The organism is Buttiauxella sp. (assembly GCF_035271705.1).
GTDB lineage: Bacteria > Pseudomonadota > Gammaproteobacteria > Enterobacterales > Enterobacteriaceae > Buttiauxella.
Genome location: NZ_DATERI010000089.1, coordinates 1 through 22,332 on the forward strand (window position 1 = coordinate 1; position 22,332 = coordinate 22,332).

The following is a 22,332-nucleotide window of genomic DNA, read 5'->3' on the forward strand; positions in this document are numbered from 1 at the left end:
GTGACCAGTGTTGGCAGCCGTGCGCTATGGGCCGATGACAAGCTACATCGTGAACTGGCAAAAACGCTTCCTGCTCGGGTGCAACAGCACATCGATTTTGCCAAAGAAGAGACGCTGCTCGGCCAGCTATTTGATGCAGTGATTTACCACGGTGATTCCGACCAACTGCGGGCGCTGTGTGAAAAAGTCGCCGCCCGTGATGGCGCAATCGTGTCGGTGCAAGGCTTTGCGCGCGGTGAAACCAATCTGTTACTGGAGCGTTTGTATGTTGAACGTTCACTGAGCGTGAACACCGCAGCAGCCGGGGGGAATGCCAGTCTGATGACAATCGGCTAGGATTTCACTAAGCTAAACAGGCTCCTTTTTGGGAGCCTTTTTTATTCGAGGAATGACGATGAAGCGCGTTTGTTTACTTATTTCTGGCCTGTTGCTGAGCGCAAACGTACTGGCCGACAGTTGTGACTCCGCCACCTCGCAGGCTGGGCTCAACGAATGCTACGGTAACGAGTACAAAAAGCAGGATGACTTGCTCAATCAGGCTTACCAGGAGGCAATGAAACTCGCCACCGACAAACAAAAACCCAAGTTAAAAACGGCGCAAAATGCCTGGATTTCTTATCGCGACGCGGATTGTGCTTTCTTAACATCCGGGGCAGACGAAGCAACCGTCGCGCCAATGGTTCATGCCCAGTGCATGGCTGACAAAACCCGCGAACGCACTGAGCTGTTGAAAAGCACACTGCAGTGTGAAGAAGGCGATGTCAGCTGCGTTTTCCCACCGCGCTAGTTAACGAACCCGAATCCCTTCAATAATCATCCGCTGCACGTTTTCTACGGTGCGGCGGAAAAATTCTTCGTCTTGTAAATTATTGCCTGCAACTGCCTCAACCTGGCTTGCAAAGTCTGCGTAGTGTTGCGTGGTTGCCCACAGCATAAAAATCAGATGGTGAGGATCGACCGCCGCCAGTTTGCCACTGGCGACCCAACCGGCAATGATCGCCGATTTATCATCGACCAGAATTTTCAAATCTCCGGACAATTCCTCTTTTAGCAGCGGCGCACCTTGCAGCATTTCCAGGCAGAACAAGCGCGAGGCCTGCGGATAATCGCGGGAAACTTCAAGCTTCAGGCGGATGTATTCGCTAATGGCCACCAGCGGCTGTAAATCTTCACGAAACGCGCGTAGGGGGGCGAGCCAGATATCCAAAATCTGCTTAAGCACCGCAATATAGAGCGCTTCTTTTGAGGGGAAATAATACAGAAGGTTAGTTTTAGAGACTTCAGCACGTTCCGCCACCTGTTCGATACTGGTGCCGTGAATGCCATATTGGGAGAAAAATTCCAGACCTGCCGCCAGAATAGCCTGCTTTTTCGCCGCCACCGCGCGGACACGCCGTCCGGTCTCTTTCGTTGCTGCCACACCTTGTGCCATGCGCCTTTCCTTCATGCATGCCGTTTTGCCCACAGCATAACAAAACCCACCTGCGACAACGATCAGTTTGCACACAAATTGCACCTTGAACGCGCAAGAATGCCTGTTTTCTGTGCACCAGTTTTGACCAACCAGTCTGGTTTTAACATCATCAAAAGCGCAACCAAGTTATAACACCATGATAACAAATAACTTTTACAACTTGGCATCAGGCTTGCAAAGACACAATGGAAAACAACGCTATCCATGACCATTAGCATTCGAGTTGTAGCAAGGCGGCAAGGACGATTGTCCCCGGGAGCTTACTTGAGTAAGTGACTGGGGCGAGCATCTGCAGCCAACACCGCTGCGGCTTGAAGGATGATGGGTAAACCACCTGTATTGAGAGGCTTGTGATGAAAATTGGTGTATTCGTCCCTATCGGTAACAACGGCTGGTTAATTTCCACTAACGCGCCGCAATACATGCCCACTTTTGAGCTGAACAAAGCGATTGTGCAAAAAGCGGAACACTACGATTTCGACTTTGCCCTCTCGATGATTAAGCTGCGTGGCTTTGGTGGCAAAACAGAATTCTGGGATCACAACCTGGAATCCTTCAGCCTGATGGCAGGGCTTGCGGCGGTGACGTCCAAAATTCAAATCTATGCCACCGCCGCCACACTCACTCTGCCACCCGCGATTGTGGCACGCATGGCATCCACCATTGACTCCATCGCACCAGGACGCTTTGGTGTCAATCTGGTGACCGGCTGGCAAAAACCGGAATACGAGCAGATGGGCATTTGGCCAGGTGACGAATATTTCGCCCGTCGCTATGACTACCTTGCCGAATACGCCACGGTGCTGCGCGATTTGTGGGGGACCGGGAAAAGTGATTTGCAAGGCGAGTTCTTCACCATGAATGACTGCCGTTTAAGCCCACGACCCGCCACCCCGGTAAAAATGATTTGTGCCGGACAAAGTGACGCGGGAATGGCCTTCTCTGCCGAATATGCCGACTACAACTTCTGCTTTGGCAAAGGGGTGAATACGCCAACGGCCTTCGCACCGACCGCCGCTCGCATGATTGAAGCCGCCGAAAAAACCGGCCGAGATGTGGGTTCGTACGTGCTGTTTATGGTTATTGCCGATGAAACCGATGAAGCGGCGCGTGCCAAATGGGAACACTACAAAGCTGGCGCTGACGAAGAGGCTCTGGCGTGGCTGACTGAACAAAGCCAGAAAGACACACGCTCAGGTACCCATACCAATGTGCGCCAAATGGCGGATCCGACCTCAGCGGTGAATATCAATATGGGCACATTGGTCGGCTCTTATGCCACGGTCGCCCGTCTGCTGGACGAAGTCGCGACGGTACCAGGCACCGAAGGTGTGTTGCTGACTTTCGATGACTTCTTAGTGGGTATCGAAGCATTTGGTGAAAAAATCCAGCCGCTGATGCAATCGCGTGCACACCTTTCGCCAACAACGCGTGAGGTGGCGTAATGAAAAACATCACGCTCGATGCACGCCCCGAAGCCATTACCTTCGGCGTTGAACAAACCGCGCTCATCGTGGTGGATATGCAAAATGCCTATGCCAGCAAAGGGGGTTATCTCGATCTGGCCGGATTTGATGTCTCAGCTACACAACCGGTTATCAGCAACATCAAAACTGCCGTGGCCGCTGCCCGTGAAGCGGGCATATTGATTGTCTGGTTCCAGAACGGTTGGGACAGCGAATACGTTGAAGCAGGCGGGCCAGGCTCACCAAATTTCCATAAATCTAATGCGCTAAAAACCATGCGCAAGCAGCCAGAATTACAGGGCACATTGCTGGCAAAGGGCGGTTGGGATTACCAACTGGTGGACGAACTCGTCCCCCAGGCGGGCGACATTGTGTTACCCAAACCCCGTTACAGCGGCTTCTTTAACACCCAACTGGATAGCATTCTGCGTTCACGTGGGATTCGCCACCTGGTATTTACCGGTATCGCCACCAATGTCTGCGTGGAATCGACGCTGCGCGACGGCTTTTTCCTCGAATATTTTGGCGTAGTGCTCGCCGATGCCACCCATCAGGCGGGGCCTGCTTTTGTGCAGCAAGCCGCATTATTCAATATCGAAACATTCTTTGGATGGGTGAGCGACGTCGGCACATTTTGCCAGTCCTTGCAGCCTCAATCACTTGCGCGTATCGCCTGATAAGGAGCCACAGATGCCAAAATCCGTCATTATTCCCCCAGGCACCAGCACACCGATTGCCCCGTTTGTACCGGGTACGCTGGCCGATGGGATCGTGTATGTTTCCGGTACCCTGCCGTTCGATAAACAGAACAATGTGGTGTACGTCGGCGATGCAAAAGCCCAAACACGCCATGTGCTGGAAACCATAAAGTCGGTGATTGAAACTGCTGGCGGCACCATGGACGACGTCACCTTTAACTCGATTTTCATTACTGACTGGAGCCACTACGCCGCAGTCAACGAGGTGTACGCGGAGTTTTTCCCGGGGGACAAACCCGCACGGTTTTGTATCCAGTGCGGCCTGGTAAAACCGGACGCACTGGTTGAAATCGCCACCGTTGCACATGTTGGGAAGTAGCGTATGCAGATTGAACTGGCTCGCGCCCCCTTCCCCAACGCCCCGGTTTTACTGCTGATTGCAGGACTTGGGGGCACCGGCAGTTACTGGTTGCCACAACGTGCAGCGTTGGCTGAACACTACCAACTGGTGGTGTATGACCAGCGTGGTACGGGTGTGAACCAGCAACTACTGCCCGCTGATTACTCTCTTACGGATATGGCGCACGAGATTCACACCGCCATGCTGCAACACGGCCTTACCCAATACAGCGTGCTGGGGCATGCGTTGGGTGGCCTGGTCGCCATGCAACTGGCGCTGGACTTCCCCGAGTCCATCAATGTGCTGGCGATAATCAATGGATGGTTGCAGCTCCATGCCCACACGCGGCGCTGCTTTTCGGTGCGTGAAACGCTCCTGCGAGATAGCGGCCCCGCCGCATATTTACAGGCTCAACCGCTGTTTCTCTATCCAGCAGAGTGGATGGCTGCCAATCAGCCACAACTGGAAGCGGAAGAAGCGCTGCACAACGCACATTTTCAGGGGCAAGAAAATCTCACCCGCCGCCTGAATGCGTTAAAAGCCGCAGATTTTTGCGCGACTGCCGCTCATATCCGCCAGCCCGTATTGGTGATTTGTTCCCGGGACGATTTGCTGGTGCCGTGGAATTGTTCGGTGGAGCTACACAACGCGCTGCCACAAGCCGTGCTGGAAATCCTGCCGTGGGGCGGGCACGCCTGCAACGTCACGGCGGCGAGTGAATTTAACCTCATGTTGACTGGGGCGCTTAGCGCACTGCACGCCACCGAATCCGTTTTGCACAAGGAAATTGTATGACTCATGCCGTAACTTCCGAGGCACTGGAAACCCTGTTCACTGGCGCACGTACACACAGCACGTGGCTGGATAAACCGGTGAGTGATGCGCAACTTAGCGAAATTTATCAACTGTTGCGTCTTGGCCCGACCTCGGCCAACTGTTCACCCGCGCGTTTTTTGTTTGTACGCAGCAGTGACGCCAAAGCCCGTCTGAAACCGGCGCTGTCATCCGGCAATATCGACAAAACCATGAGTGCGCCAGTCACCGCCATTGTGGCGTGGGATCCGGCATTCTACGAACAGTTGCCCTCGCTGTTTCCTTACGCCGACGCCCGCGCGTGGTTTACCTCAAGCCCGGCACTGGCGGAAGAAACCGCGTTTCGTAATAGCTCGATGCAGGCCGCGTATTTGATTTCCGCCTGTCGGGCGATCGGTTTAGACACCGGGCCGATGTCTGGTTTTGACCGTGAAAAAGTCGATGCGGAATTTTTCGCAGCCAGCGGTTGGAAAAGCAATTTGCTGATTAACATCGGTTATGGCGATCCGGAAAAAGCCCATAGCCGCTTACCTCGTTTAGCGTTTGAAGATGCATGCCGTCTGGCCTGAGGAGTGAAGATGATCGAAAAACAAGTCTTTCGCGATGCGATGTCGTGCCTGGGCGCGGCGGTTAATATCGTCACCACCGATGGCCCAGCGGGGCGTGCCGGATTTACCGCTTCGGCGGTTTGTAGCGTCACCGACAGTCCGCCGACGTTGCTGGTTTGCCTCAACCGTAGTGCCTCGGTGTGGCCTATTTTCAGCCGCAACCAGGCGCTGTGCGTCAACACGTTGGGTGCAGGGCACGAAGCACTCTCCAATTTATTTGGCGGCAAAACAGCAATGACCGAACGCTTCAGTGCGGCGAACTGGCATCACGGTGCCACGGGCTGCCCGCAACTCGAAGGTGCCATTGTGTCCTTCGACTGCCGCATTAGCCAGGTCGTGAGCGTGGGCACCCATGACATCTTATTTTGTGAATTAGTCTCACTTGAACGTAATGACGAAACCCATGGCCTGGTGTGGTTTGACCGTGGCTACCACCAACTGATGCGGCCTGCCTGTTAGCCGAAACACAATCTCCTGGAGATAATTATGGCGAATACCTGGTTTCCACAATGGCAAAAAAAATCTGCGGTAACAGAAGGCGGTGTCGTAGGGCCCGATGAAACCCTGCCACTCGGCCAGACGCTGGTCATGGGTGTGCAGCACGCAGTAGCGATGTTTGGTGCGACGGTGTTGATGCCGCTGCTGATGGGGCTTGATCCTAACTTGTCGATTTTGATGTCAGGCGTCGGCACCCTGCTGTTCTTCCTGGTGACGGGAGGACGAGTACCGAGTTATTTAGGTTCAAGTGCGGCGTTTGTCGGGGTGGTCATTGCGGTGACCGGGTTTAATGGCCAGGGGCTGAACCCACATCTCAGCCTGGCGCTCGGTGGAATTATCGCCTGTGGCCTGGTGTATACGTTGATTGGTTTTGTGGTGATGAAGTCAGGAACACGCTGGATTGAACGGTTAATGCCGCCAGTGGTGACCGGCGCCGTGGTGATGGCCATCGGCCTGAATCTGGCACCGATTGCGGTACGCGGCGTCTCCGCAAGCAGCTTTGATAGCTGGATGGCGGTGATGACCGTGCTGTGTATCGGGCTGGTTGCAGTGTTTACCCGTGGCATGATTCAGCGTCTGCTGATTCTGATTGGCTTGATTCTCGCCTGTGTCATTTATGCGGTGCTGGCCAATGGTTTTGGTTTCGGAAAACCGGTCGATTTCACGCTTTTCAATGCCGCAGCCTGGTTTGGGATGCCGCAAATCACGACACCTACGTTTAACGTGCAGGCCATGATGTTTATTGCGCCTGTGGCGGTGATTCTGGTCGCAGAAAACCTCGGGCACTTAAAAGCCGTCGCCGGGATGACCGGTAAAAACATGGACCCTTACATCGGTAAAGCGTTTGTCGGTGATGGCCTGGCAACCATGCTTTCCGGCTCGGTAGGCGGCAGCGGAGTGACCACTTATGCCGAGAATATTGGCGTAATGGCGGTGACAAAAGTCTATTCAACGCTGGTGTTTGTGGCAGCCTCTGGCATTGCGATGTTACTGGGCTTTTCACCGAAGTTTGGTGCGTTGATTCACACCATTCCTGCCCCCGTCATTGGCGGGGCGTCAATCGTGGTGTTTGGTTTGATTGCGGTGGCGGGTGCCAGGATTTGGGTGCAGAACCACGTTGATTTAAGCCAGAACAGTAACCTGATTATGGTGGCGGTGACGCTGGTATTGGGCGCAGGTGATTTTGCCTTATCGTTGGGTGGTTTCACGCTGGGTGGCATTGGGACGGCGACGTTTGGCGCCATTATTCTGAATGCCATTTTGAGCCGCCGCCCACAGATTGTTAGCGACAGCGCAGTGGTGCCTCAGGATTCCTGACGGTGTAATTCATTATCAGGCACCGGTAGCGGTGCCTGTTTCTTTCGTTTGAGTTTCAGCTCACTCACCAAAACGCCTAACACAATCAACGCACCGCCTAACAATGCCAGCAGCGGTAATCGCTCACCGGCCAAACGCCCGAAAATCCCGGCCCACACCGGCTCTCCGGTATAAATCAACGTCGCACGGGTGGGTGAAACGCTGCGTTGCGCCCAGTTCATCGTCACTTGAATAATGGCGCTAAAAATACCTAACCCCAGCGCGATGCCCCACAAACCCGGGGTAAATGTCGGGGTACTTTCGCCTGCCGGGATCATGGTGACAAACGCCACAATCGAGGCGGTAGCAAGCTGCACAATGGTCACGCGCTTAATATCGACTTTTCCAGCCCAGGCACTAATCAGAATGATCTCTGCGGCAATCGCCAACGCGCTGATGAGCGTGATGATTTCACCCGCCCCCAGCGTGAGTGATGTCTCATCAGGCCCTGCGAGGAAAATAAGGCCGATAAAGGCAAGCGCAACGCCAATCCAGGACATTATCCCCGGCATTTTGCCCAGACAAACCCATTGCAACACGGGGACCAGCGGAACATACATCGCGGTGATAAATGCCGATTTGCTGCTAGGGATGCTCTGCAAACCCCAGGTTTGCAGGCTGTAACCGATAGCAATCGAAATGCCGATATACACACCGGCTTTCACTTCAAGCCAGGTGAGGCCGCGTAAAGTTTTAAGCGAAAGTAGCGCCACCGCCAGTGCTGCAGTGGCAAAGCGTAATCCAACGAAGAAAAACGGCCCGCTCATGGTCATGGCGTATTGCACCGCAAGGAAAGTCCCTCCCCAAAACATGGTGATGAGGATCAAAATGGCTTCTTGAGGTTTTACGGAAAATGGGTAACGGCGCAATAAGGCTGACATGTGAGTACCAGGACAATTTCGAGCATGACAATGAAGGCCACTAGTTTGCTTACAGGCGGAACATGCCGCAATGGGGACATGCAAATAAAAACCGCCGGTCGTAACCGGCGGTGGGGATGGCAATCAGCGATACCTTTCATACTTCAAGTTGCAAATGCGTTGGCTGTTCTCGCTCACCCGAAACTCTTACTTGAGTAAGCTCATCGGGACTTTCTCGATTGCCGCCTTCCTGCATCTCGAATTATTTTGGGTATATTTCGGACAACTTAGCGAATTGCGAAAGCTTGGCTGGCTTACTTACTGCTGCCTTTGCCGTGACTATTTTTGCCCCCTTTTTGGCCTGCTACTGAGGCGCGTTGCGGGTCATTCTTGAAGTTCCCACCACTATGCTGGCCACCTTTACGACCTGCTTCTGATGCTCTTTCACGGTCTTCAGCGAAATTACCTGAACCACCACGATGGTTTGCCATTTCTAACCTCCGGATTGGTGAAATAGTTAAGTCATCATATTGCATTCAGTCAAAGAATAATCTTTCACCGCGCAGAATGAACATACTCTAAATCATTCGAGTCACAGGTAGGCGGCCAAGGAACTTATCCCGATGAGCTTACATAAGTAAGTGATACGGGTAAGTGAGTGCAGGCAACCCCCCTGTGGTTTGAAGTATGACGAGTATGACTACCGCGTGGGTCTAAGCTTAGTGTAGTCAGGCCAATTGACCAGTTAATCGTAATATTTTGCAACATGTAATCGCCAGAATGGGTGATTTTTTCGCCGCTTGATTCATAAGATATTCTTATTTTTAATGAAATAATCACTCAATGAAAATGTGACGTAATGCGACATTATTCATATCTACCCCTCAATAATTCGAGTTGCATCGCAGCGGCAAGGGAGTGCTGCCAACAATGAGGCAACTTGAAGGTTGACGGGGTATTTGCAGTCTGAGCCACAGCACATATCTTTAGTGAGTGCAGCAAATCGCTGCGTAAAAGTGGGAGTGATGCGAAATGGCTAAAGTGCTGGTGCTTTATTACTCAATGTATGGACATATCGAAACCATGGCACACGCTGTGGCAGAGGGTGCGCAGAAAGTTAATGGTGTGGAGGTGACGGTTAAGCGGGTCCCGGAAACCATGTCAGCAGAAGCATTCTTAAAAGCCGGGGGTAAAACGCAAAATGCTGCGCAAGCCACACCCCAAGAGCTTGGCGATTACGACGCAATCATTTTTGGTACTCCCACTCGCTTTGGCAATATGTCCGGCCAGATGCGCACCTTCCTTGATCAGACCGGCGGCCTTTGGGCTTCTGGCGGTCTGCACGGCAAGCTTGCCAGCGTGTTTAGTTCTACCGGCACTGGCGGTGGCCAGGAGCACACGATTTCATCAACATGGACAACTCTTGCGCACCACGGGATGGTGATTGTGCCTATCGGTTACGCAGCGCAAGAATTGTTTGATGTTTCACAAGTTCGCGGCGGGACGCCGTACGGTGCCACGACAATTGCCGGTGCCGACGGTTCGCGCCAACCAAGCCAGGTCGAGTTGTCTATTGCTCGTTACCAGGGCGAGTACGTCGCAGGTTTAGCAGTTAAATTAAACGGTTAACGGAGGAGAACATGCAGAATCAACAATCCAAAGTTCATCATGTTGGGGAGTGGGCGAGTTTAAGGAACACCTCTCCTGAAATAGCAGAAGCTATTTTTGAAGTGGCGAAATACGACGAAAAAATGGCGGAGAAAATTTGGGAGAATGGGAGCGATGAAGTGCTGTCGCTGGCATTTGATAAAACCGATAAAGACTCGCTGTTTTGGGGTGAGCAAACCATCGAGCGGAGAAACGTCTAAATAGTTTCCCCCGCCGATGGCGGGGGAATACCCTTCATCCTTCAAATGGCCTCTTTGTTGGCTTCGCTCACTTACCCTAATCACTTACCCAAATCACTTAGTTTATTAAGCTCATAGGGATGCGTTCACTCACCGCCGCGATGCCACTCGAATTATTTCGGGTATTTATCATCAATCTATTTCACCTGCTTTACCGTCTGCGTTAACACCTCAGTAAATTTATCCCACGGGCAATAACCATTCGTATCAGTCGGGCAACCATTGAGTTGCAGCGTCACTCTCTGCGGTGGTTGTTGCAGGCTTAAGACATCCGCTTTGCGCAGTTGCTCGCTGCTTTGATAAACGTATTCCACTTTCATCAAATCACGATTGGTGCTGGCATCATGCCAACGCTGGAACATGATTTTCCCACCGATGGGTGTGCGTTCATATTGCCCAGGTAATTGATAAGGTTTGAAATCCAGTGCCGTGAGCATGGACGCAATATTAGAATCATGCCCCACCAGCAAGGTCACTTTCGGCCCTTTGTCTTCATTCCCTGTCAGGGCTTTTTGAATATATTTAATCAACGGTGCTGCGACATTGCGTGCCACTTGTGGCGAGGTAAACAACGTATCCTGATAGCCATTTTTCAACTGCGATAATACCTTCCATTGCTGGTCAGTTATGATTTTCCCCCAGGCAACATTATCCAGCGGGAAACCTTCGTAATATTGCAAGGTAAAGGCATCGACCAGCGAATTACCCACTTTTAGCGAGCCGCTGACACCCGGTTCTTCCGTGGCATTGGCACTAAATTTATCTTTCTCGGCGGTTAAATCGCACTTCTGTTTTTCTTTACAGCTCGGTGAGTCTTTGAAGCCAACGATTTGTTCAAGAAGCTGATAGCTGTCGTCGAGTTTGTAGTGCTCGCGTTGGGTTTCCATCGCCTTCAAGGCGGCTTGTTTAAATTCCGGTGAATCATTGGTGATGACTGGATTAAAGGTCGGATCCATGGTGCCCATTTTTTCCTGATGATGGACGGGAATATCACATCCAGGAAACGCGCCCGTGATAAAGAACTGCGCGGTTGCGACGGTACGCTGCAAGCTGTTGGCGTATGCGTATACGCTTTGTGGCGTTGGGCATTCGCCGCTTTTCACTAAACCCTGCTCGGCAAGCCACTCGCGCAGGTAATGCCCCATGTAAACTTCCAGCACGCCGCCTTTGGTCGTGAGTTGGCCGCCGGGAACATCCCACTCCGGCCAGGATTGCGCGGTGGATTGTTCCAGCACGCTGCCATTATTGGCCAGTGGTGCGCGCAAGTTATGGCGGCTCATTAATAAAACTTGTTCGAGCTGGTAACCCTGCGGCGAGGTTTCAGCTTGCGCCAACGCAGGTGCGAAGGAAGCCATTGCCAGTAAAGCTGCGATCGTTTTTTTATTCATCTCTTCATCCTCAAGATGTTATTGCACATCAGTGCGAAATTCAGTTTGGCAGAAAAAAACGATGTCGCCTTTTGGGTCGATCGCAAAACGGGGCAACAAAGAAAGGAAAGCTACTCAACCCTGGCAATAGGTTTTATAATAAAACTATCTGGCCATTTGCCAATGGAGGCTCAATGAAACGCAAAAGTATGGAAGGCAGTGTCTGCCCGGTTGCACGCTCACTGGATATTATCGGTGACTGGTGGTCGCTGCTTATCGTGCGCGATGCTTTAAATGGCCTGACACGTTTTGGTGAGTTCCAAAAAAACCTCGGCATCGCCAAAAACATGCTGACTCAGCGCCTTAAGCAACTGGTGGAACAAGATATTTTGACCATGCGCCCGGCAGCCGACGGCAGCGCGTGGCATGAGTATGTGCTGACAGAAAAGGGGCGTGCGCTGCAAACCGTGCTGGTGGCGCTGGCTCAGTGGGGTGGCGATTATTTGTATGATAGCCATGAAAAATGCAGCGTTCTGGTGGATGACGAACTCCATCAGCCGCTACGCAAATTGATGCTGCAAGCGCAAGATGGCCGCGTGCTTACGCCTGATGAGGTTGTTGCCCAGCGCCCTGATGTCCCTGTGGCGTCACGTTAATGTCGGATGACGTTACGTTTATCTGGCCTACGTAAATCAATAGTCTGGTGGATTAGCATCTGCGACATCCACCGCTTCCCCACCTGAAAACTCCCTTTCCAAAATGCAAAACGAAAAAATCCCACTCAACTTGGTTGCATTATAAAACCATTACATCTACCTTTAATAAAGTTTCATTATAAAACCACAATTCATCTTTCATCGACGAGGCTTCACCATGACAACATCTTCTTCAGTTGCAGTAATTACTGGCGCATCTTCCGGTATTGGCGCGGTTTATGCCGAGCGTTTCGCCGCTCGCGGTTATGATTTGTTATTGGTTGCCCGCCGTGAAGAGCGCCTGCGCGAACTGGCCGCGAAGCTTGAATCGGCATACGGTATTACAGTGCAAACCTTGCCTGCGGACTTGGCTCGTGATGAAGGGATTCAGGTGGTTGAAGAAGCGTTGCGCAGCAATGAGCGGGTAAGTGTGTTGGTCAATAATGCGGGTACCGCCCACCTCGCCCCTTTCACTGCGGGCAGTGCTGAGTTACATCAAGCAGATATTATGTTGAACATCACTGCGCTGACTCGCCTTAGCCTCGCCGCCCTCTCCCGTTTCCAGGCCCAAAATAGCGGCACCATTATTAACATCGCGTCGGTCGTTTCCCTTCATGCTATCGCGGGCAGCGCCGTGTACAGCGGGACAAAAGGTTATGTACTGAATTTCACCCGTGGTTTACAGCAAGAGATTCTCGGCAGCAATGTCCGTATTCAAGCAGTATTGCCTGCGGTAACGGCAACGGAAATCTGGGAGGTATCCGGTGTATCAATGGATCATTTGCCGCCCGATAGCATCATGACGACAGAAAATATGGTGGATGCGGCACTTGCGGGGTTAGACCAGGGCGAAGACGTCACCGTGCCACCGTTGCACGATTTAGCGTTATGGGAAGCTTATGAATCTGCAAGACTGGCGATTTTCGATTCCTCAAGAACCGGTATTCCCGCCCCACGTTACCAGCAGTAGCAGGCATAACGGTGGGATTCGTCCCACCGTTGACGAAGATAATTATAACTGCGTAGACCAATATGTAATATAAATCCACACGCAATAATTATTTTATTTTTTATTACACAAAATAACTAAAGCATTGTTAATATCATTTGATAAGAATATCCACCCCCCAAAATGCTGAACTAATTAATACACGTTATTAATTGCGCACTCGTTTTTAGATCAGCCATTGGGAATTATGTGATGTTTTTTTAAATTTAGAGTCCCCATACTGGCGTGATTCCCTATTTTGAGGTTTTACCATGAAGAAATCTGTATTGATGTTACTTACAGTATCCACCCTGATGACTGCAATCCCTGTGCAGGCAACCCAGCAGGCGACTGAACGCCGTGACGCTCGTGATATCCGTCAGGATACTCGCCAGGATTCACGTCAAGCCAAGCAAGACTGTCGCCAGGGTGTATTCGGTAATGCCGATTGCCGCCAGGATCACCGCGAAAATAAACAAGATGGCCGCGATGCAGCGCGCGATGTGAAGTACTAATACTCTACCAGTACACATTGCCAGCCAGATTGAAAATTAAGTATTTGTTATCGCAATGGCCAGAAATTGGGTCATTGCGATATGAGTTCATTGATGTAAAAAATAGAATAACCTGATAAACAAAGGGGTAAATAAATCATTTCATAAAGAAACAGTCTCATGAATCAACTTATGCCTCAGGATGTTTCCCCTTTAATTACCCCCCTTCTTAAGTGTACTGAGCCCTGCCAGCGAAAACTGTTTAAAATACGCAACCAGCTCAGCACGGCTCATCGTTTCTGCCAGGCCATTTAACGAGCTGAATGTGAACCGCCCTGACACCATCAACATCATGCAGGGGCCGACAATACTCAACAAACAGGGTAAAACGAGCGGATCGTCTTCCGCTAATCCAGCAATCTGGCTGATCAGTTTATGCATAGCCTGGCGCTTGCCTGCACCTTCAGTTTGCATAAAATCATTAAACAACGACGAGGGTGAAAGCAGCTCCCGGGTATACACTCGGCAATGCCAGCTTTGCTTTTCGTTCAAACGGGGGAGACAAATTTCCAGGAACGCTTCCAGCTTTTCTTCCGAAGTCAGTGGGCTGTCTGCCAGCGCCTGTAGTTCAGCACCATCGAGATAATAGTGATGAGCCTCAGACAACACGGCAAGATAAAGGCCTTCGCGCCCATTGAAGTGGTAGTTAATAGCCGCTAAATCAACTTCAGCCACTCTGGCAATTTCTTTGTTCGTCGTCTGGGCATAACCCTGTTGGGCTATCAATGTGCCTGCAGCTTCCAGGATCCTGGCGCGAGTAATAGCGCCATCACTGCGAGATATTCTGCCCATACTTCAACCTCTTAGCCCTAAAGCATTAAAATCCGTCGGAAACAATTATGAAATCAAACTGAAATTTAAATTAAATTTAAATTAAATTCAAATTGCACATAGTTTAAATTAAATTTAAATTTCATCTCCTTGTTTGTTCAGTCATACCCTTTCAGCGATCTTTCTCACTGGATGTTCGCAAGCTGAATGTTTTATCTCACCCGGAGTTCGTGTTTTCATGTCTACCCCCACTCGCTTTACTGGCTTAACCCTCGCCCTGTCGTTAGTCGTATTACCCGCCACTGCCGCAGAGACTTCCACTGCTGATACGAAAAAAGACATGGCCGCAACAAGCCAGGAAGAGAGTGCTGAGAAAAAAGAAAACAGTGCTGCCCCCTCTCCGTGGCTGTTTGTTCCGCTGTTCAGTTCCAGCCCTAAGCTTGATACGGCTGCGGGCATGATGGTGGGATATATGCACCGCTTTGATGAGAAGTCGCGACCTTCAATGTTCGGTGTTTCTGCCAAATACACGACGTCAGATTCCCTTATTGCTAACGCCTTCGCCAGAACGTCTTTTGGTGAGGATCACCACCGCATTCTTGGCGGTGTGATGGTGGGTAATATCAACAATGATTACGACAACTATCTGGGTTCGGGCAAGCCACTGGAAACGAACGACAATTACAGTTTCGCCTTTTTACGCTACCTCTATCGCGTTGAAGGTGACTGGTTCCTCGGGGCTCAGGGAGCCTATTCCAATTATGAGTTGCAGGGGAATGATCCGGCTTCCGATGAAATCCTCGACGAAATGGGACTGGTAGGCTACAAATCCGGTGGGCTGGGTGCCGTTGTGATGCACGATTCACGGGACAGCGACTTCAAAGCGACAAAAGGTTGGTATCTCAATATCAACAATATGGCTTATCGGGAAAACTTAGGTGGCGAGCAGGACTTTAATATCTACCGCGTCGATTACCGTGGTTACTGGGAACACGGGGACGATAACGTCTTTGCGGTCCGTAGCCGCCACCAGTTTTCCAGTGATGCACCGGTCGGGGCCTATTCACCTGTTTATCTACGGGGTTACACCCCAGGGGAATACCTGGCGCAACACATGTCTTCGATAGAAGTAGAAGAACGCTACAAGTTAGCGGATCGCTGGACGGCGACGGCCTTCGTCGGTGCCGCCTGCCTGTATGGTGACTCGACCAATGGCCAGCAGTTGAATTGTGGCGACAGTGACAATATCTACCCGGCATGGGGTGCGGGTGTCCAGTATTTGCTTAAACCCGAAGCAGGTATCGTCGTCAACCTCGAGTATGCGAAGGGTAAGGATGACAATCAGGGGGTTTACTTGAAGATGGGTTATAACTTCTGACAGGCTTCACGCATTGATAGCGTTGGACTGTAAGGCGCGTTTGCGCCTTACATCAGGACGGCAAAATCACTTCACGATCAGGTCGTTTGCGACGGTTTTTACGCCCTTCACTGCTTTGGTGACAGATACAGCTTTATTCACTTCAGCAGTGGATGAAAGAAAACCACTTAGCTGAACGCGACCTTTGAAGGTTTCGACACTTATTGCTGAAGATTTCAGTGATTTTTCAGTCAGTAATGCAGATTTAACTCGTGCGGTAACCGCCGAGTCATCAATATAATTCCCGGTACTTTCCTCGGTCGCCGAACCGACACACCCGACTAACATCACAGCGGCAAGTATTGCTCCACATACTGCGGTCAAAGATTTAACTTTAGTCATCAAAAAATTCCTTTGTCTGCGAAACACGACCAGATAATCAGCAACAGATCATTGATATGACATACCGCGCTGGCATTTGATTTATATAATTATTGTATTTAAAAGTGAGAACAAATCCATAATTTCTTCACTATTGACCTTCTCCTTGCACCTACACTTTAAAGTGCCGATAGATTTTGAGCTCTCAGTAGCTTGAGGCATACGAGGATGTGATGATGAAGAGATTACTGCGTTTCTCTGTCGTTGCGGCACTGATGGCACTTCCGATAGTGACCCTAGCTGCAACCACAGTTACGCCAGCCAAAGAGTTAGCACCAGCAACGACTCATCAGCAAACGATAGGGACTATCAATGCGTGGGGAGATTCCGCTGATGATGTAGAGGCATTTCTGAGTAAAGAAGCCACCCTTAAAGGTGCGACAGGTTATACGATAAATTCTGAACGTGACTTTGATGGCCAGATATACGGAACAGCAACCCTCTACAAATAGTACTCATCCATAAGGCAGAACTCAGCCTGATACGTTAACGGCTTCCACTGATAAAGGGGGCCGTTAATGAGTGATGTGAAGGACGCCCTCTCTACCATAAAGCCAGTTTCAGGCAAATCAACCACGCCGGTAAACCGCTGTCAAACACTCGATAAACGTGATGTATGTCACTTATTTTAGGGGCAAATCTTGCGCCTGATATAGCCCAGTTTTTGGCCTTGCTCACTCATGCATATAACGTGTCTCATATAGGTAGGACAACTCTTCAGGATAAGTCAATGAACGCTAATTTTAAGAATGAAATACAAACATTCGGGCGATCGTTGCTATTACCTATTGCTGTGCTGGCACCTGTCGGTATGGTTATGGGCATTTGTAGCGCGCTGGGCCAGAATTATATGATTGAAAAGTTACCTTTTTTAGGTAACGCCCTTTTTAAAGATCTGCTCTCATCGCTGGGTTTAATAAGCAGTGTGGTATTCCAGAATATCCCACTATTATTTGCGATGGGTGTTGCCTATGGCATGTCGAAAAAAGAAAAAGGTATCGCAGTTTTTGCCTCAGTAGTGGCTTACCTCACTTTGTTAATTTCAATGCATGTGCACTTAAAATTGGCAGGGCAGCTGGCGAAAGGTGATTTATCGCTGGTTGGGCAAGGAATGGTACTGGGGATCCAGACGCTGAAGATCGAGGCACTGGGCGGTATCATCGCCGGTTTACTGGCGGCAAAAGTGACAGATAAATATTACCGCTTACAGTTGCCGCTGGCCTTTGCCTTTTTCAGCGGTAAAAAGTCCGTTGCCATTTTATCTATTGCTTTTACTATCCCTGTTGGTTTGGCTATTCCCTTTATCTGGGATCTGTTTACCGCTGGAATGAACAGTCTTTCGACGATTCTGATGGCGCCGAATATTGGTGCCGGGATATACATGACCCTCAATCGTCTATTAATTCCCTTTGGTTTACACCATGTTTTAAGCTCTACGGTTCGCTTTACCGCGGCTGGAGGCACCTACTTAATTGATGGACAAACTTATGTCGGTATTTTACCGGCAATGAATAAAATTCTTTTTGAATTAGGACCAAACCATCCGGCATGGAAAGAATTTATGCCAACACTGACTAGCTATCTGGCATCTTCGCAAATGCTGACAACGTTATTCCGTGTTCCAGCAATCGGCCTTGCGATGTACCACATGGCCCACATGAAGAACAGAAAATTCGCCAAAGGTATGATCCTGACCGTGGTATTAACAGCGGTACTCGGGAATGTCACCGAACCATTGGAATTCTCCTTCCTGTTTATTGCGCCTAAGCTGTTCATTGTTTACGCCGTCTTGTGTGGTCTGTTGACGATCCCACTTCAGATGCTTGATGTTTCCGTGGGCTATATTCGTGGCACTATTTTTGACTTTGGCATCTTTGGTCTGATGTATGAACACACTCAGTGGCTAAATCTCGTTCTTCTGGGCATCGTTAACTTTGTGGTGTTCTACTTTGTCTTCCGCTTCGCCATCCGCAAATTCGACATTAAAACGCCGGGCAGAGAAAGTGATATGGGCGATAGCACCCTCTTGAATAATAAAGAATATGACAAAGTCGCGGCACTGGTAGTGGAAGGTCTCGGAGGCAAAAGCAATGTTAAACGCGTCGAGAACTGTGTATCCCGCCTGCGTATCGATCTTGTCGATCAAAAGAAACTGGATATGGCGATTCTGAAAGAAGCGGGAGCGCTGGGAACCTTTATTCCATCCAGTAACCATATTCATGTTGTTTTTGGCCCCCATGTTGAGTTCGTCCGCAACGCAGTTGACGATGCCCTGGCCAACCCGGAGAGATAACCATGCGCGCACTTTATGATTCAAAAAGTAAAACCATTGATGACAAAGGAATGAAAGCCTTATTTACCCACGAAGCCCGGGTTCAGTCCTGGCTTGATGTGGAGGCAGCACTGGCTACGGCACAAGCTAAAGTCGGCATTATTCCTGCTGGAGCGGCAAAAAATATCGCCGATAACTGTCAGCTTGAACGTATTGACCTGGCAGAAGTCGAGCGCTTGCTTAGGGAAATTGGGCACGGATTTGTCCCTGTGATTAAAGTGCTGGTCAAGGCTTGCGATGAAGAGAGCGGCAAATATGTGCACTACGGGGTAACAACACAAAACATCCAACAAACGGCGCATCTCTTACTGGTGAAACAATTTCACCAGAAGCTGATGACTTTTGTGGATGCCACGCTTGAGAACCTGGCAAGACTCGCATTGCAACACAAAGACACCTTGATGGCGGGACGCACGCACGGTAAACATGCCCTTCCCATTACATACGGTTATAAAGTGTCAGTGTGGATTTACGAGCTTCTCGGTGCTGTTGAACGGATGCAAGAAGCGGAAAAGCGCGTATTTACCGTGATGATGGGCGGTGCCGTTGGCGCTTTCCACGCCACCGGAGAACCGGGGCGCCAAGTGCAAGATCTGGTAGCAGAAGCCCTGAATATGCACCCAATGCGCGTTCCTTCCCGTAATGCACGGGTTTATCGCGCCGAATACATCAGCAATTTATGCCTTCTGGCAACGACCTTCCATAAAATTGCCGAAGAGGTTTATCAGACATCCAGTGAAGAGTTTGGTGAAGTGTCAGAGGCGTTTGCCAAAGGCACTGTCGGCAGCAGTACCATGCCGCAAAAAGTGAACCCGAAACTGGCGAAGGGTATTATTGCGAACGCCCAGCGACTGTACGCGGTCATGACATCGTCTTTGTACGTCTGCCCGCGTCCGTTTGAGGCCGATAGTTCTGCCTATTTCATCTTCGATGCCAACCTGCAAGAAAGTATTGAGTTGATGGCAGAAATCGTTCTACGCGCTGAAGAACTGACCCGCACACTGATCATTGATAAATCCCGGATGCAGCGCAACGTGATGTTGACGCAGGGTTTGATCAACAGTGAAAAAATCATGATGAGTCTGGTTGAACGGTTAGGGAAAGATCCGGCGCATGAACTGGTATACACCATGGCGATGCGCAGTACCCATGAAGGGTTGGATTATGCCAGCGTGCTCCGCAACGAGCCGGTTATACGCGACAACTTCAGTGATGCTGAAATTGGCGAATTGCTTGATCCGGCAGCCTATACCGGGCTTTGCGCAGTTTTGGCAGAAGAACTGGCTAACACCGTTTTTGCCAGAAAGGAGTGACCAATGAGTGACGTCACGGCTCTGAAATCAGCAAATATTATTACTCCCGACGGCATTCGTGCAGGGTATTTGCTGATTGAGAACGGCACTATTCTTGGCATTGAAGATAGCTGGTTCGGCCCTAGCCTGGATTATGGTAGCAGCTATCTGATGCCCGGATTTGTGGACATTCATGTGCATGGCTGGGGGCGCGGCTCGTTCGCCTACAAAGGTGATAATGCCTCGCTGGTCAACATGAGCCGTGATTTAGTCAGTAGTGGCGTCACTTCTTATCTGGCGACTTCCGGCACCATGCCTCACGATTTTCTGCAATCATCTTTAGTCGCTGCCGCAGAATATCTTGAAGCAGCGACACCATCGGACGGAGCGGAAGTCCTCGGCGTGCATATGGAAGGGCCGTGGATCAGCCCGAAGCATTTGGGAATGCAGCGGGCTGATTGCCTGCAGTCCCCGTCTATTGAAGGTTTTGAGCAATTTAATGCACTTGCAAGAGGGCACATACGGCTGGTCACGCTTGCGCCGGAACTGGATAGCGCCCTGCCCTTTATCCACCATTTACACCGTAAAGGCATTACTGTCTCAGCCGGACATACCGATGCCACATTTGATCAGATAACGGCCGCGATTGACGCCGGTCTGATGCATTTCACCCATGCTTTCAGCGCGATGCGCGGTTTTCATCACCGCGAGTTGGGTGTCGTGGGGGCGCTGATGTATTACCCGGACGTGTACGCAGAAGTGGCAAAGCAGAGTGGGATCACGATTAAACCCGAGGCGTTTGACATCCTCTATCGCCTGAAAGGGGATCGACGGCTGGTGCTAATGAGTGATTGCATGGGATATGCTGATTTTCCAGAAGGTTACGAATTTCATCACTACTTGCGTCAGGAAACGTTTCGCATTCGTCAGGGAAAACTGGAAATCACTGCGCGCAATGGCGAGTGCCAACGAGTCTCTCCGGATGACTGGCCGGTGGTATCGGGACTGGAAATGAATTTCCTGGATTCAGTGAAAAATATCGTGGGACGTCTGGAAAAAGGTTTGGAATCGGTGGCCCAAATTGCGTGTCATAACCCCGCGGTACTGGCTGGCGTCGCATCGCGCAAAGGCAGTCTGGCAGCGGGGAAAGACGCGGATATTATCTGTCTTGATCAGGTGTTAAATCTGACTCACGTGTGGTGTCGCGGAGTACTCCAGCCTTTACCCGATGTCAGATAAAGATTTCTGGGTAGCGAGTTTCCAGATACTGTCGAAGCTCGCTGTCAGTCAGGTTCCTGCTCTCTTCGATAAACGTCCCAATAGCGATTTTTTTCTTCGCCCGTGAAAGCCCCATCTGGCTCAATGTTGAAATATCATCTTGTGTCAGATGAAAATTCACTTTGACGTAATCGAGCTGATAATAACGCAGATAACTGGAAATCTTATTGGTAAATGTTAACAGTAAATCGAAAGGTATATCCTGTAGCTGATGTAATTCATTAATGTTTACGCTTGCCACGATATCAATATGAAACCATGACTTAAGCACTTCTTTAAAATAACCGACTTTACTTTCCGATGAGTTAGTGACTATTACGACCCGTTTTTTTGTCTCATCATGCAAGCGATTCTGCAATTCGTATTTCTTCAGGATCAGCACCAGTGTCGCAATATGCACCGGTGAAAAATTGACCGCCCAGGCTTGTTCGATTTCCCGCACCTCCACACATACACCCTGATACAGCGCCGGGTAGTGCTCCCGCACATGGCGCAGTTTTTTATCCTCAAACCACAGATTGAATTTGTTCTGCACGATGGCCGAATAAATAAACTGATATATCTCACTGAACCAGGGCTGTTGGTTATTAATGGTCGCCTGAAGCAAAGGCGCAATAGCCTGACTAAATTGCCTTACCTTGTTGATAAGCGGCACGTCATACAAGGTAAAAGGCCGCCAGGTGAAGGTCAGCGAGGAAAGCAACAAATCAAGAAAGCGGTTTTCAGCAGGTGATGCCAGTAGACTGAAATCCATCGCTGTGACGAAATCCAGCGCGCGGGTGTCAGTAATATAATGCCCACGTCCTATTCGCTGTAGGGCAATGCTCATATACACCAGAAAGTATTTCTTACCGTTATAACCCAACGTCAGGCGTGGAGCGATACGTTGGTGGTAAATGTCCGCTGCATGACGGATTTCCCTGTTGCACTGCTGCAAAAACTGACAGGCAATCGAACGATTCATTGGTTCGTTAGCGGAATGCTGTACCAGTTGGTTATCTTCGCCAATCTCAACGGTTTTCAGAATGGTGAGACAAATTGCGATACGCAGCGAGATTTCATCCCCTTGAAGCCGGGAACCTTGTCGGTGAACACTTTGCACCTCAAGGTTATTGGTCTGAAGAAACATCGACAGCGCATGATTGTCATTTTTCAGGGTACCAGGGCTGACGTGGAA

25 protein-coding genes and 1 pseudogene are annotated in these 22,332 nt (G+C 50.3%); 19 read left to right on the forward strand and 7 right to left on the reverse strand.

Features of this window, described 5'->3' with window-relative positions:
• Positions 1-336: pseudogene (locus VJY99_RS08020) on the forward strand (hypothetical protein); the annotation flags it as partial.
• Between the two features lie 58 nt (positions 337-394).
• Positions 395-787, forward strand: coding sequence for a lysozyme inhibitor LprI family protein (locus VJY99_RS08025; protein WP_324117529.1), 393 nt, complete (start codon positions 395-397; stop codon positions 785-787).
• Here VJY99_RS08025 and rutR read toward each other — a convergent pair whose 3' ends face one another.
• The gene (gene rutR / locus VJY99_RS08030) at positions 788-1,432 is read right to left on the reverse strand and encodes an HTH-type transcriptional regulator RutR (protein ID WP_324117530.1); all 645 of its coding nucleotides are present in this window, start codon (positions 1,430-1,432) and stop codon (positions 788-790) included.
• A 395-nt stretch (positions 1,433-1,827) separates the two neighbouring features.
• Here rutR and rutA point away from each other — a divergent pair, with 395 nt between their 5' ends.
• Genes rutA through rutG form a run of 7 tightly spaced genes read left to right on the forward strand, consistent with a single transcriptional unit; the run spans position 1,828 to position 7,274 of the window.
• The gene (gene rutA, locus VJY99_RS08035; protein ID WP_324117531.1) at positions 1,828-2,919 is read left to right on the forward strand and encodes a pyrimidine utilization protein A; all 1,092 of its coding nucleotides are present in this window, start codon (positions 1,828-1,830) and stop codon (positions 2,917-2,919) included.
• The gene (gene rutB, locus VJY99_RS08040; RefSeq protein WP_324117532.1) at positions 2,919-3,617 is read left to right on the forward strand and encodes a pyrimidine utilization protein B; all 699 of its coding nucleotides are present in this window, start codon (positions 2,919-2,921) and stop codon (positions 3,615-3,617) included. Before rutA ends, rutB begins: the two co-directional genes overlap by 1 nt.
• Positions 3,618-3,630: 13 nt before the next feature.
• Positions 3,631-4,017: a pyrimidine utilization protein C gene (gene rutC / locus VJY99_RS08045; protein WP_324117533.1), complete on the forward strand. Its 387-nt coding sequence runs from the start codon at positions 3,631-3,633 to the stop codon at positions 4,015-4,017.
• A 3-nt stretch (positions 4,018-4,020) separates the two neighbouring features.
• Positions 4,021-4,833, forward strand: coding sequence for a pyrimidine utilization protein D (gene rutD, locus VJY99_RS08050; protein ID WP_324117534.1), 813 nt, complete (start codon positions 4,021-4,023; stop codon positions 4,831-4,833).
• On the forward strand, positions 4,830-5,420 hold the full coding sequence (locus VJY99_RS08055; RefSeq protein WP_324117535.1) for a malonic semialdehyde reductase: 591 nt from the start codon (positions 4,830-4,832) through the stop codon (positions 5,418-5,420). The genes rutD and VJY99_RS08055 overlap by 4 nt, the downstream gene beginning before the upstream one ends.
• A gap of 9 nt (positions 5,421-5,429) precedes the next feature.
• The gene (rutF, locus tag VJY99_RS08060) at positions 5,430-5,918 is read left to right on the forward strand and encodes an NADH-dependent FMN reductase RutF (RefSeq protein WP_414641577.1); all 489 of its coding nucleotides are present in this window, start codon (positions 5,430-5,432) and stop codon (positions 5,916-5,918) included.
• A 27-nt stretch (positions 5,919-5,945) separates the two neighbouring features.
• On the forward strand, positions 5,946-7,274 hold the full coding sequence (gene rutG, locus VJY99_RS08065) for a pyrimidine utilization transport protein G (protein ID WP_324117537.1): 1,329 nt from the start codon (positions 5,946-5,948) through the stop codon (positions 7,272-7,274).
• On the opposite strand, the gene VJY99_RS08070 is transcribed toward rutG, so the two are convergent.
• Together VJY99_RS08070 and VJY99_RS08075 are read right to left on the reverse strand one after the other, a co-directional pair.
• A complete protein-coding gene (locus VJY99_RS08070) occupies positions 7,262-8,194 on the reverse strand; it encodes a DMT family transporter (protein ID WP_324117538.1) in 933 nt (310 codons plus the stop codon). The genes rutG and VJY99_RS08070 overlap by 13 nt on opposite strands.
• A gap of 293 nt (positions 8,195-8,487) precedes the next feature.
• Positions 8,488-8,664 (reverse strand): general stress protein, encoded by a 177-nt coding sequence (locus VJY99_RS08075; protein WP_324117539.1) that lies wholly within the window; start codon positions 8,662-8,664, stop codon positions 8,488-8,490.
• 541 nt (positions 8,665-9,205) lie between these two features.
• Between VJY99_RS08075 and wrbA the strand changes: the two genes are divergently transcribed.
• Both wrbA and VJY99_RS08085 read left to right on the forward strand, forming a co-directional pair.
• Positions 9,206-9,802 carry an NAD(P)H:quinone oxidoreductase gene (wrbA, locus tag VJY99_RS08080; RefSeq protein ID WP_324117540.1) on the forward strand — a complete coding sequence of 199 codons (597 nt, stop codon included), beginning with the start codon at positions 9,206-9,208 and terminating at the stop codon, positions 9,800-9,802.
• Between the two features lie 11 nt (positions 9,803-9,813).
• Positions 9,814-10,041: a YccJ family protein gene (locus VJY99_RS08085; protein ID WP_324117541.1), complete on the forward strand. Its 228-nt coding sequence runs from the start codon at positions 9,814-9,816 to the stop codon at positions 10,039-10,041.
• Positions 10,042-10,217: 176 nt separating this feature from the next.
• On the opposite strand, the gene agp is transcribed toward VJY99_RS08085, so the two are convergent.
• A complete protein-coding gene (gene agp / locus VJY99_RS08090; protein WP_324117542.1) occupies positions 10,218-11,468 on the reverse strand; it encodes a bifunctional glucose-1-phosphatase/inositol phosphatase in 1,251 nt (416 codons plus the stop codon).
• 173 nt (positions 11,469-11,641) lie between these two features.
• Between agp and VJY99_RS08095 the strand changes: the two genes are divergently transcribed.
• From VJY99_RS08095 to VJY99_RS08105, 3 genes are all read left to right on the forward strand, one after another.
• Positions 11,642-12,103, forward strand: a complete 462-nt coding sequence (locus tag VJY99_RS08095; protein WP_324117543.1) for a helix-turn-helix domain-containing protein — start codon at positions 11,642-11,644, stop codon at positions 12,101-12,103.
• 217 nt (positions 12,104-12,320) lie between these two features.
• Positions 12,321-13,112, forward strand: a complete 792-nt coding sequence (locus VJY99_RS08100; protein ID WP_324117544.1) for an SDR family oxidoreductase — start codon at positions 12,321-12,323, stop codon at positions 13,110-13,112.
• Between the two features lie 290 nt (positions 13,113-13,402).
• Positions 13,403-13,645, forward strand: a complete 243-nt coding sequence (locus VJY99_RS08105; RefSeq protein WP_324117545.1) for a hypothetical protein — start codon at positions 13,403-13,405, stop codon at positions 13,643-13,645.
• 192 nt (positions 13,646-13,837) lie between these two features.
• On the opposite strand, the gene VJY99_RS08110 is transcribed toward VJY99_RS08105, so the two are convergent.
• On the reverse strand, positions 13,838-14,476 hold the full coding sequence (locus VJY99_RS08110; protein WP_324117546.1) for a TetR/AcrR family transcriptional regulator: 639 nt from the start codon (positions 14,474-14,476) through the stop codon (positions 13,838-13,840).
• A 217-nt stretch (positions 14,477-14,693) separates the two neighbouring features.
• On the opposite strand from VJY99_RS08110, the gene VJY99_RS08115 reads away from it, so the two are divergent.
• Positions 14,694-15,833, forward strand: coding sequence for a hypothetical protein (locus VJY99_RS08115; protein ID WP_324117547.1), 1,140 nt, complete (start codon positions 14,694-14,696; stop codon positions 15,831-15,833).
• A gap of 66 nt (positions 15,834-15,899) precedes the next feature.
• Here the strand turns inward: VJY99_RS08115 and VJY99_RS08120 are convergent, their stop codons facing one another.
• Complete coding sequence (locus VJY99_RS08120) at positions 15,900-16,214, reverse strand: BON domain-containing protein (RefSeq protein WP_324117548.1); 315 nt, start codon at positions 16,212-16,214, stop codon at positions 15,900-15,902.
• A 215-nt stretch (positions 16,215-16,429) separates the two neighbouring features.
• On the opposite strand from VJY99_RS08120, the gene VJY99_RS08125 reads away from it, so the two are divergent.
• From VJY99_RS08125 to nagA, 4 genes are all read left to right on the forward strand, one after another.
• On the forward strand, positions 16,430-16,705 hold the full coding sequence (locus tag VJY99_RS08125) for a DUF1471 domain-containing protein (protein WP_324117549.1): 276 nt from the start codon (positions 16,430-16,432) through the stop codon (positions 16,703-16,705).
• A 278-nt stretch (positions 16,706-16,983) separates the two neighbouring features.
• Positions 16,984-18,546 carry a PTS transporter subunit EIIC gene (locus tag VJY99_RS08130; RefSeq protein ID WP_324117550.1) on the forward strand — a complete coding sequence of 521 codons (1,563 nt, stop codon included), beginning with the start codon at positions 16,984-16,986 and terminating at the stop codon, positions 18,544-18,546.
• A gap of 2 nt (positions 18,547-18,548) precedes the next feature.
• Positions 18,549-19,898, forward strand: coding sequence for an adenylosuccinate lyase family protein (locus tag VJY99_RS08135; RefSeq protein WP_324117551.1), 1,350 nt, complete (start codon positions 18,549-18,551; stop codon positions 19,896-19,898).
• Positions 19,899-19,901: 3 nt separating this feature from the next.
• Entirely contained in the window at positions 19,902-21,116 is a 1,215-nt protein-coding gene (nagA, locus tag VJY99_RS08140) for an N-acetylglucosamine-6-phosphate deacetylase (protein WP_324117552.1), read from the forward strand.
• On the opposite strand, the gene VJY99_RS08145 is transcribed toward nagA, so the two are convergent.
• On the reverse strand, positions 21,109-22,332 hold a 1,224-nt coding region (locus VJY99_RS08145; protein ID WP_324117553.1), incomplete at its 5' end, for a hypothetical protein. The two genes, nagA and VJY99_RS08145, sit on opposite strands and share 8 nt — an antisense overlap.

Bases quoted from the DNA above. Each gene is read 5' to 3' on its own strand.
- rutF (WP_414641577.1), top strand. From the start codon at position 5,430: ATGATCGAAAAACAAGTCTTTCGCGATGCGATGTCGTGCCTGGGCGCG.
- VJY99_RS08085 (WP_324117541.1), top strand. From the start codon at position 9,814: ATGCAGAATCAACAATCCAAAGTTCATCATGTTGGGGAGTGGGCGAGT.
- VJY99_RS08125 (WP_324117549.1), top strand. From the start codon at position 16,430: ATGAAGAGATTACTGCGTTTCTCTGTCGTTGCGGCACTGATGGCACTT.
- VJY99_RS08110 (WP_324117546.1), bottom strand. From the start codon at position 14,476: ATGGGCAGAATATCTCGCAGTGATGGCGCTATTACTCGCGCCAGGATC.
- VJY99_RS08095 (WP_324117543.1), top strand. From the start codon at position 11,642: ATGAAACGCAAAAGTATGGAAGGCAGTGTCTGCCCGGTTGCACGCTCA.
- rutD (WP_324117534.1), top strand. From the start codon at position 4,021: ATGCAGATTGAACTGGCTCGCGCCCCCTTCCCCAACGCCCCGGTTTTA.
- VJY99_RS08025 (WP_324117529.1), top strand. From the start codon at position 395: ATGAAGCGCGTTTGTTTACTTATTTCTGGCCTGTTGCTGAGCGCAAAC.
- VJY99_RS08055 (WP_324117535.1), top strand. From the start codon at position 4,830: ATGACTCATGCCGTAACTTCCGAGGCACTGGAAACCCTGTTCACTGGC.
- VJY99_RS08135 (WP_324117551.1), top strand. From the start codon at position 18,549: ATGCGCGCACTTTATGATTCAAAAAGTAAAACCATTGATGACAAAGGA.
- wrbA (WP_324117540.1), top strand. From the start codon at position 9,206: ATGGCTAAAGTGCTGGTGCTTTATTACTCAATGTATGGACATATCGAA.
- rutG (WP_324117537.1), top strand. From the start codon at position 5,946: ATGGCGAATACCTGGTTTCCACAATGGCAAAAAAAATCTGCGGTAACA.
- rutR (WP_324117530.1), bottom strand. From the start codon at position 1,432: ATGGCACAAGGTGTGGCAGCAACGAAAGAGACCGGACGGCGTGTCCGC.
- VJY99_RS08130 (WP_324117550.1), top strand. From the start codon at position 16,984: ATGAACGCTAATTTTAAGAATGAAATACAAACATTCGGGCGATCGTTG.
- VJY99_RS08115 (WP_324117547.1), top strand. From the start codon at position 14,694: ATGTCTACCCCCACTCGCTTTACTGGCTTAACCCTCGCCCTGTCGTTA.
- agp (WP_324117542.1), bottom strand. From the start codon at position 11,468: ATGAATAAAAAAACGATCGCAGCTTTACTGGCAATGGCTTCCTTCGCA.
- VJY99_RS08120 (WP_324117548.1), bottom strand. From the start codon at position 16,214: ATGACTAAAGTTAAATCTTTGACCGCAGTATGTGGAGCAATACTTGCC.
- nagA (WP_324117552.1), top strand. From the start codon at position 19,902: ATGAGTGACGTCACGGCTCTGAAATCAGCAAATATTATTACTCCCGAC.
- rutB (WP_324117532.1), top strand. From the start codon at position 2,919: ATGAAAAACATCACGCTCGATGCACGCCCCGAAGCCATTACCTTCGGC.
- rutA (WP_324117531.1), top strand. From the start codon at position 1,828: ATGAAAATTGGTGTATTCGTCCCTATCGGTAACAACGGCTGGTTAATT.
- VJY99_RS08075 (WP_324117539.1), bottom strand. From the start codon at position 8,664: ATGGCAAACCATCGTGGTGGTTCAGGTAATTTCGCTGAAGACCGTGAA.
- VJY99_RS08105 (WP_324117545.1), top strand. From the start codon at position 13,403: ATGAAGAAATCTGTATTGATGTTACTTACAGTATCCACCCTGATGACT.
- VJY99_RS08070 (WP_324117538.1), bottom strand. From the start codon at position 8,194: ATGTCAGCCTTATTGCGCCGTTACCCATTTTCCGTAAAACCTCAAGAA.
- rutC (WP_324117533.1), top strand. From the start codon at position 3,631: ATGCCAAAATCCGTCATTATTCCCCCAGGCACCAGCACACCGATTGCC.
- VJY99_RS08100 (WP_324117544.1), top strand. From the start codon at position 12,321: ATGACAACATCTTCTTCAGTTGCAGTAATTACTGGCGCATCTTCCGGT.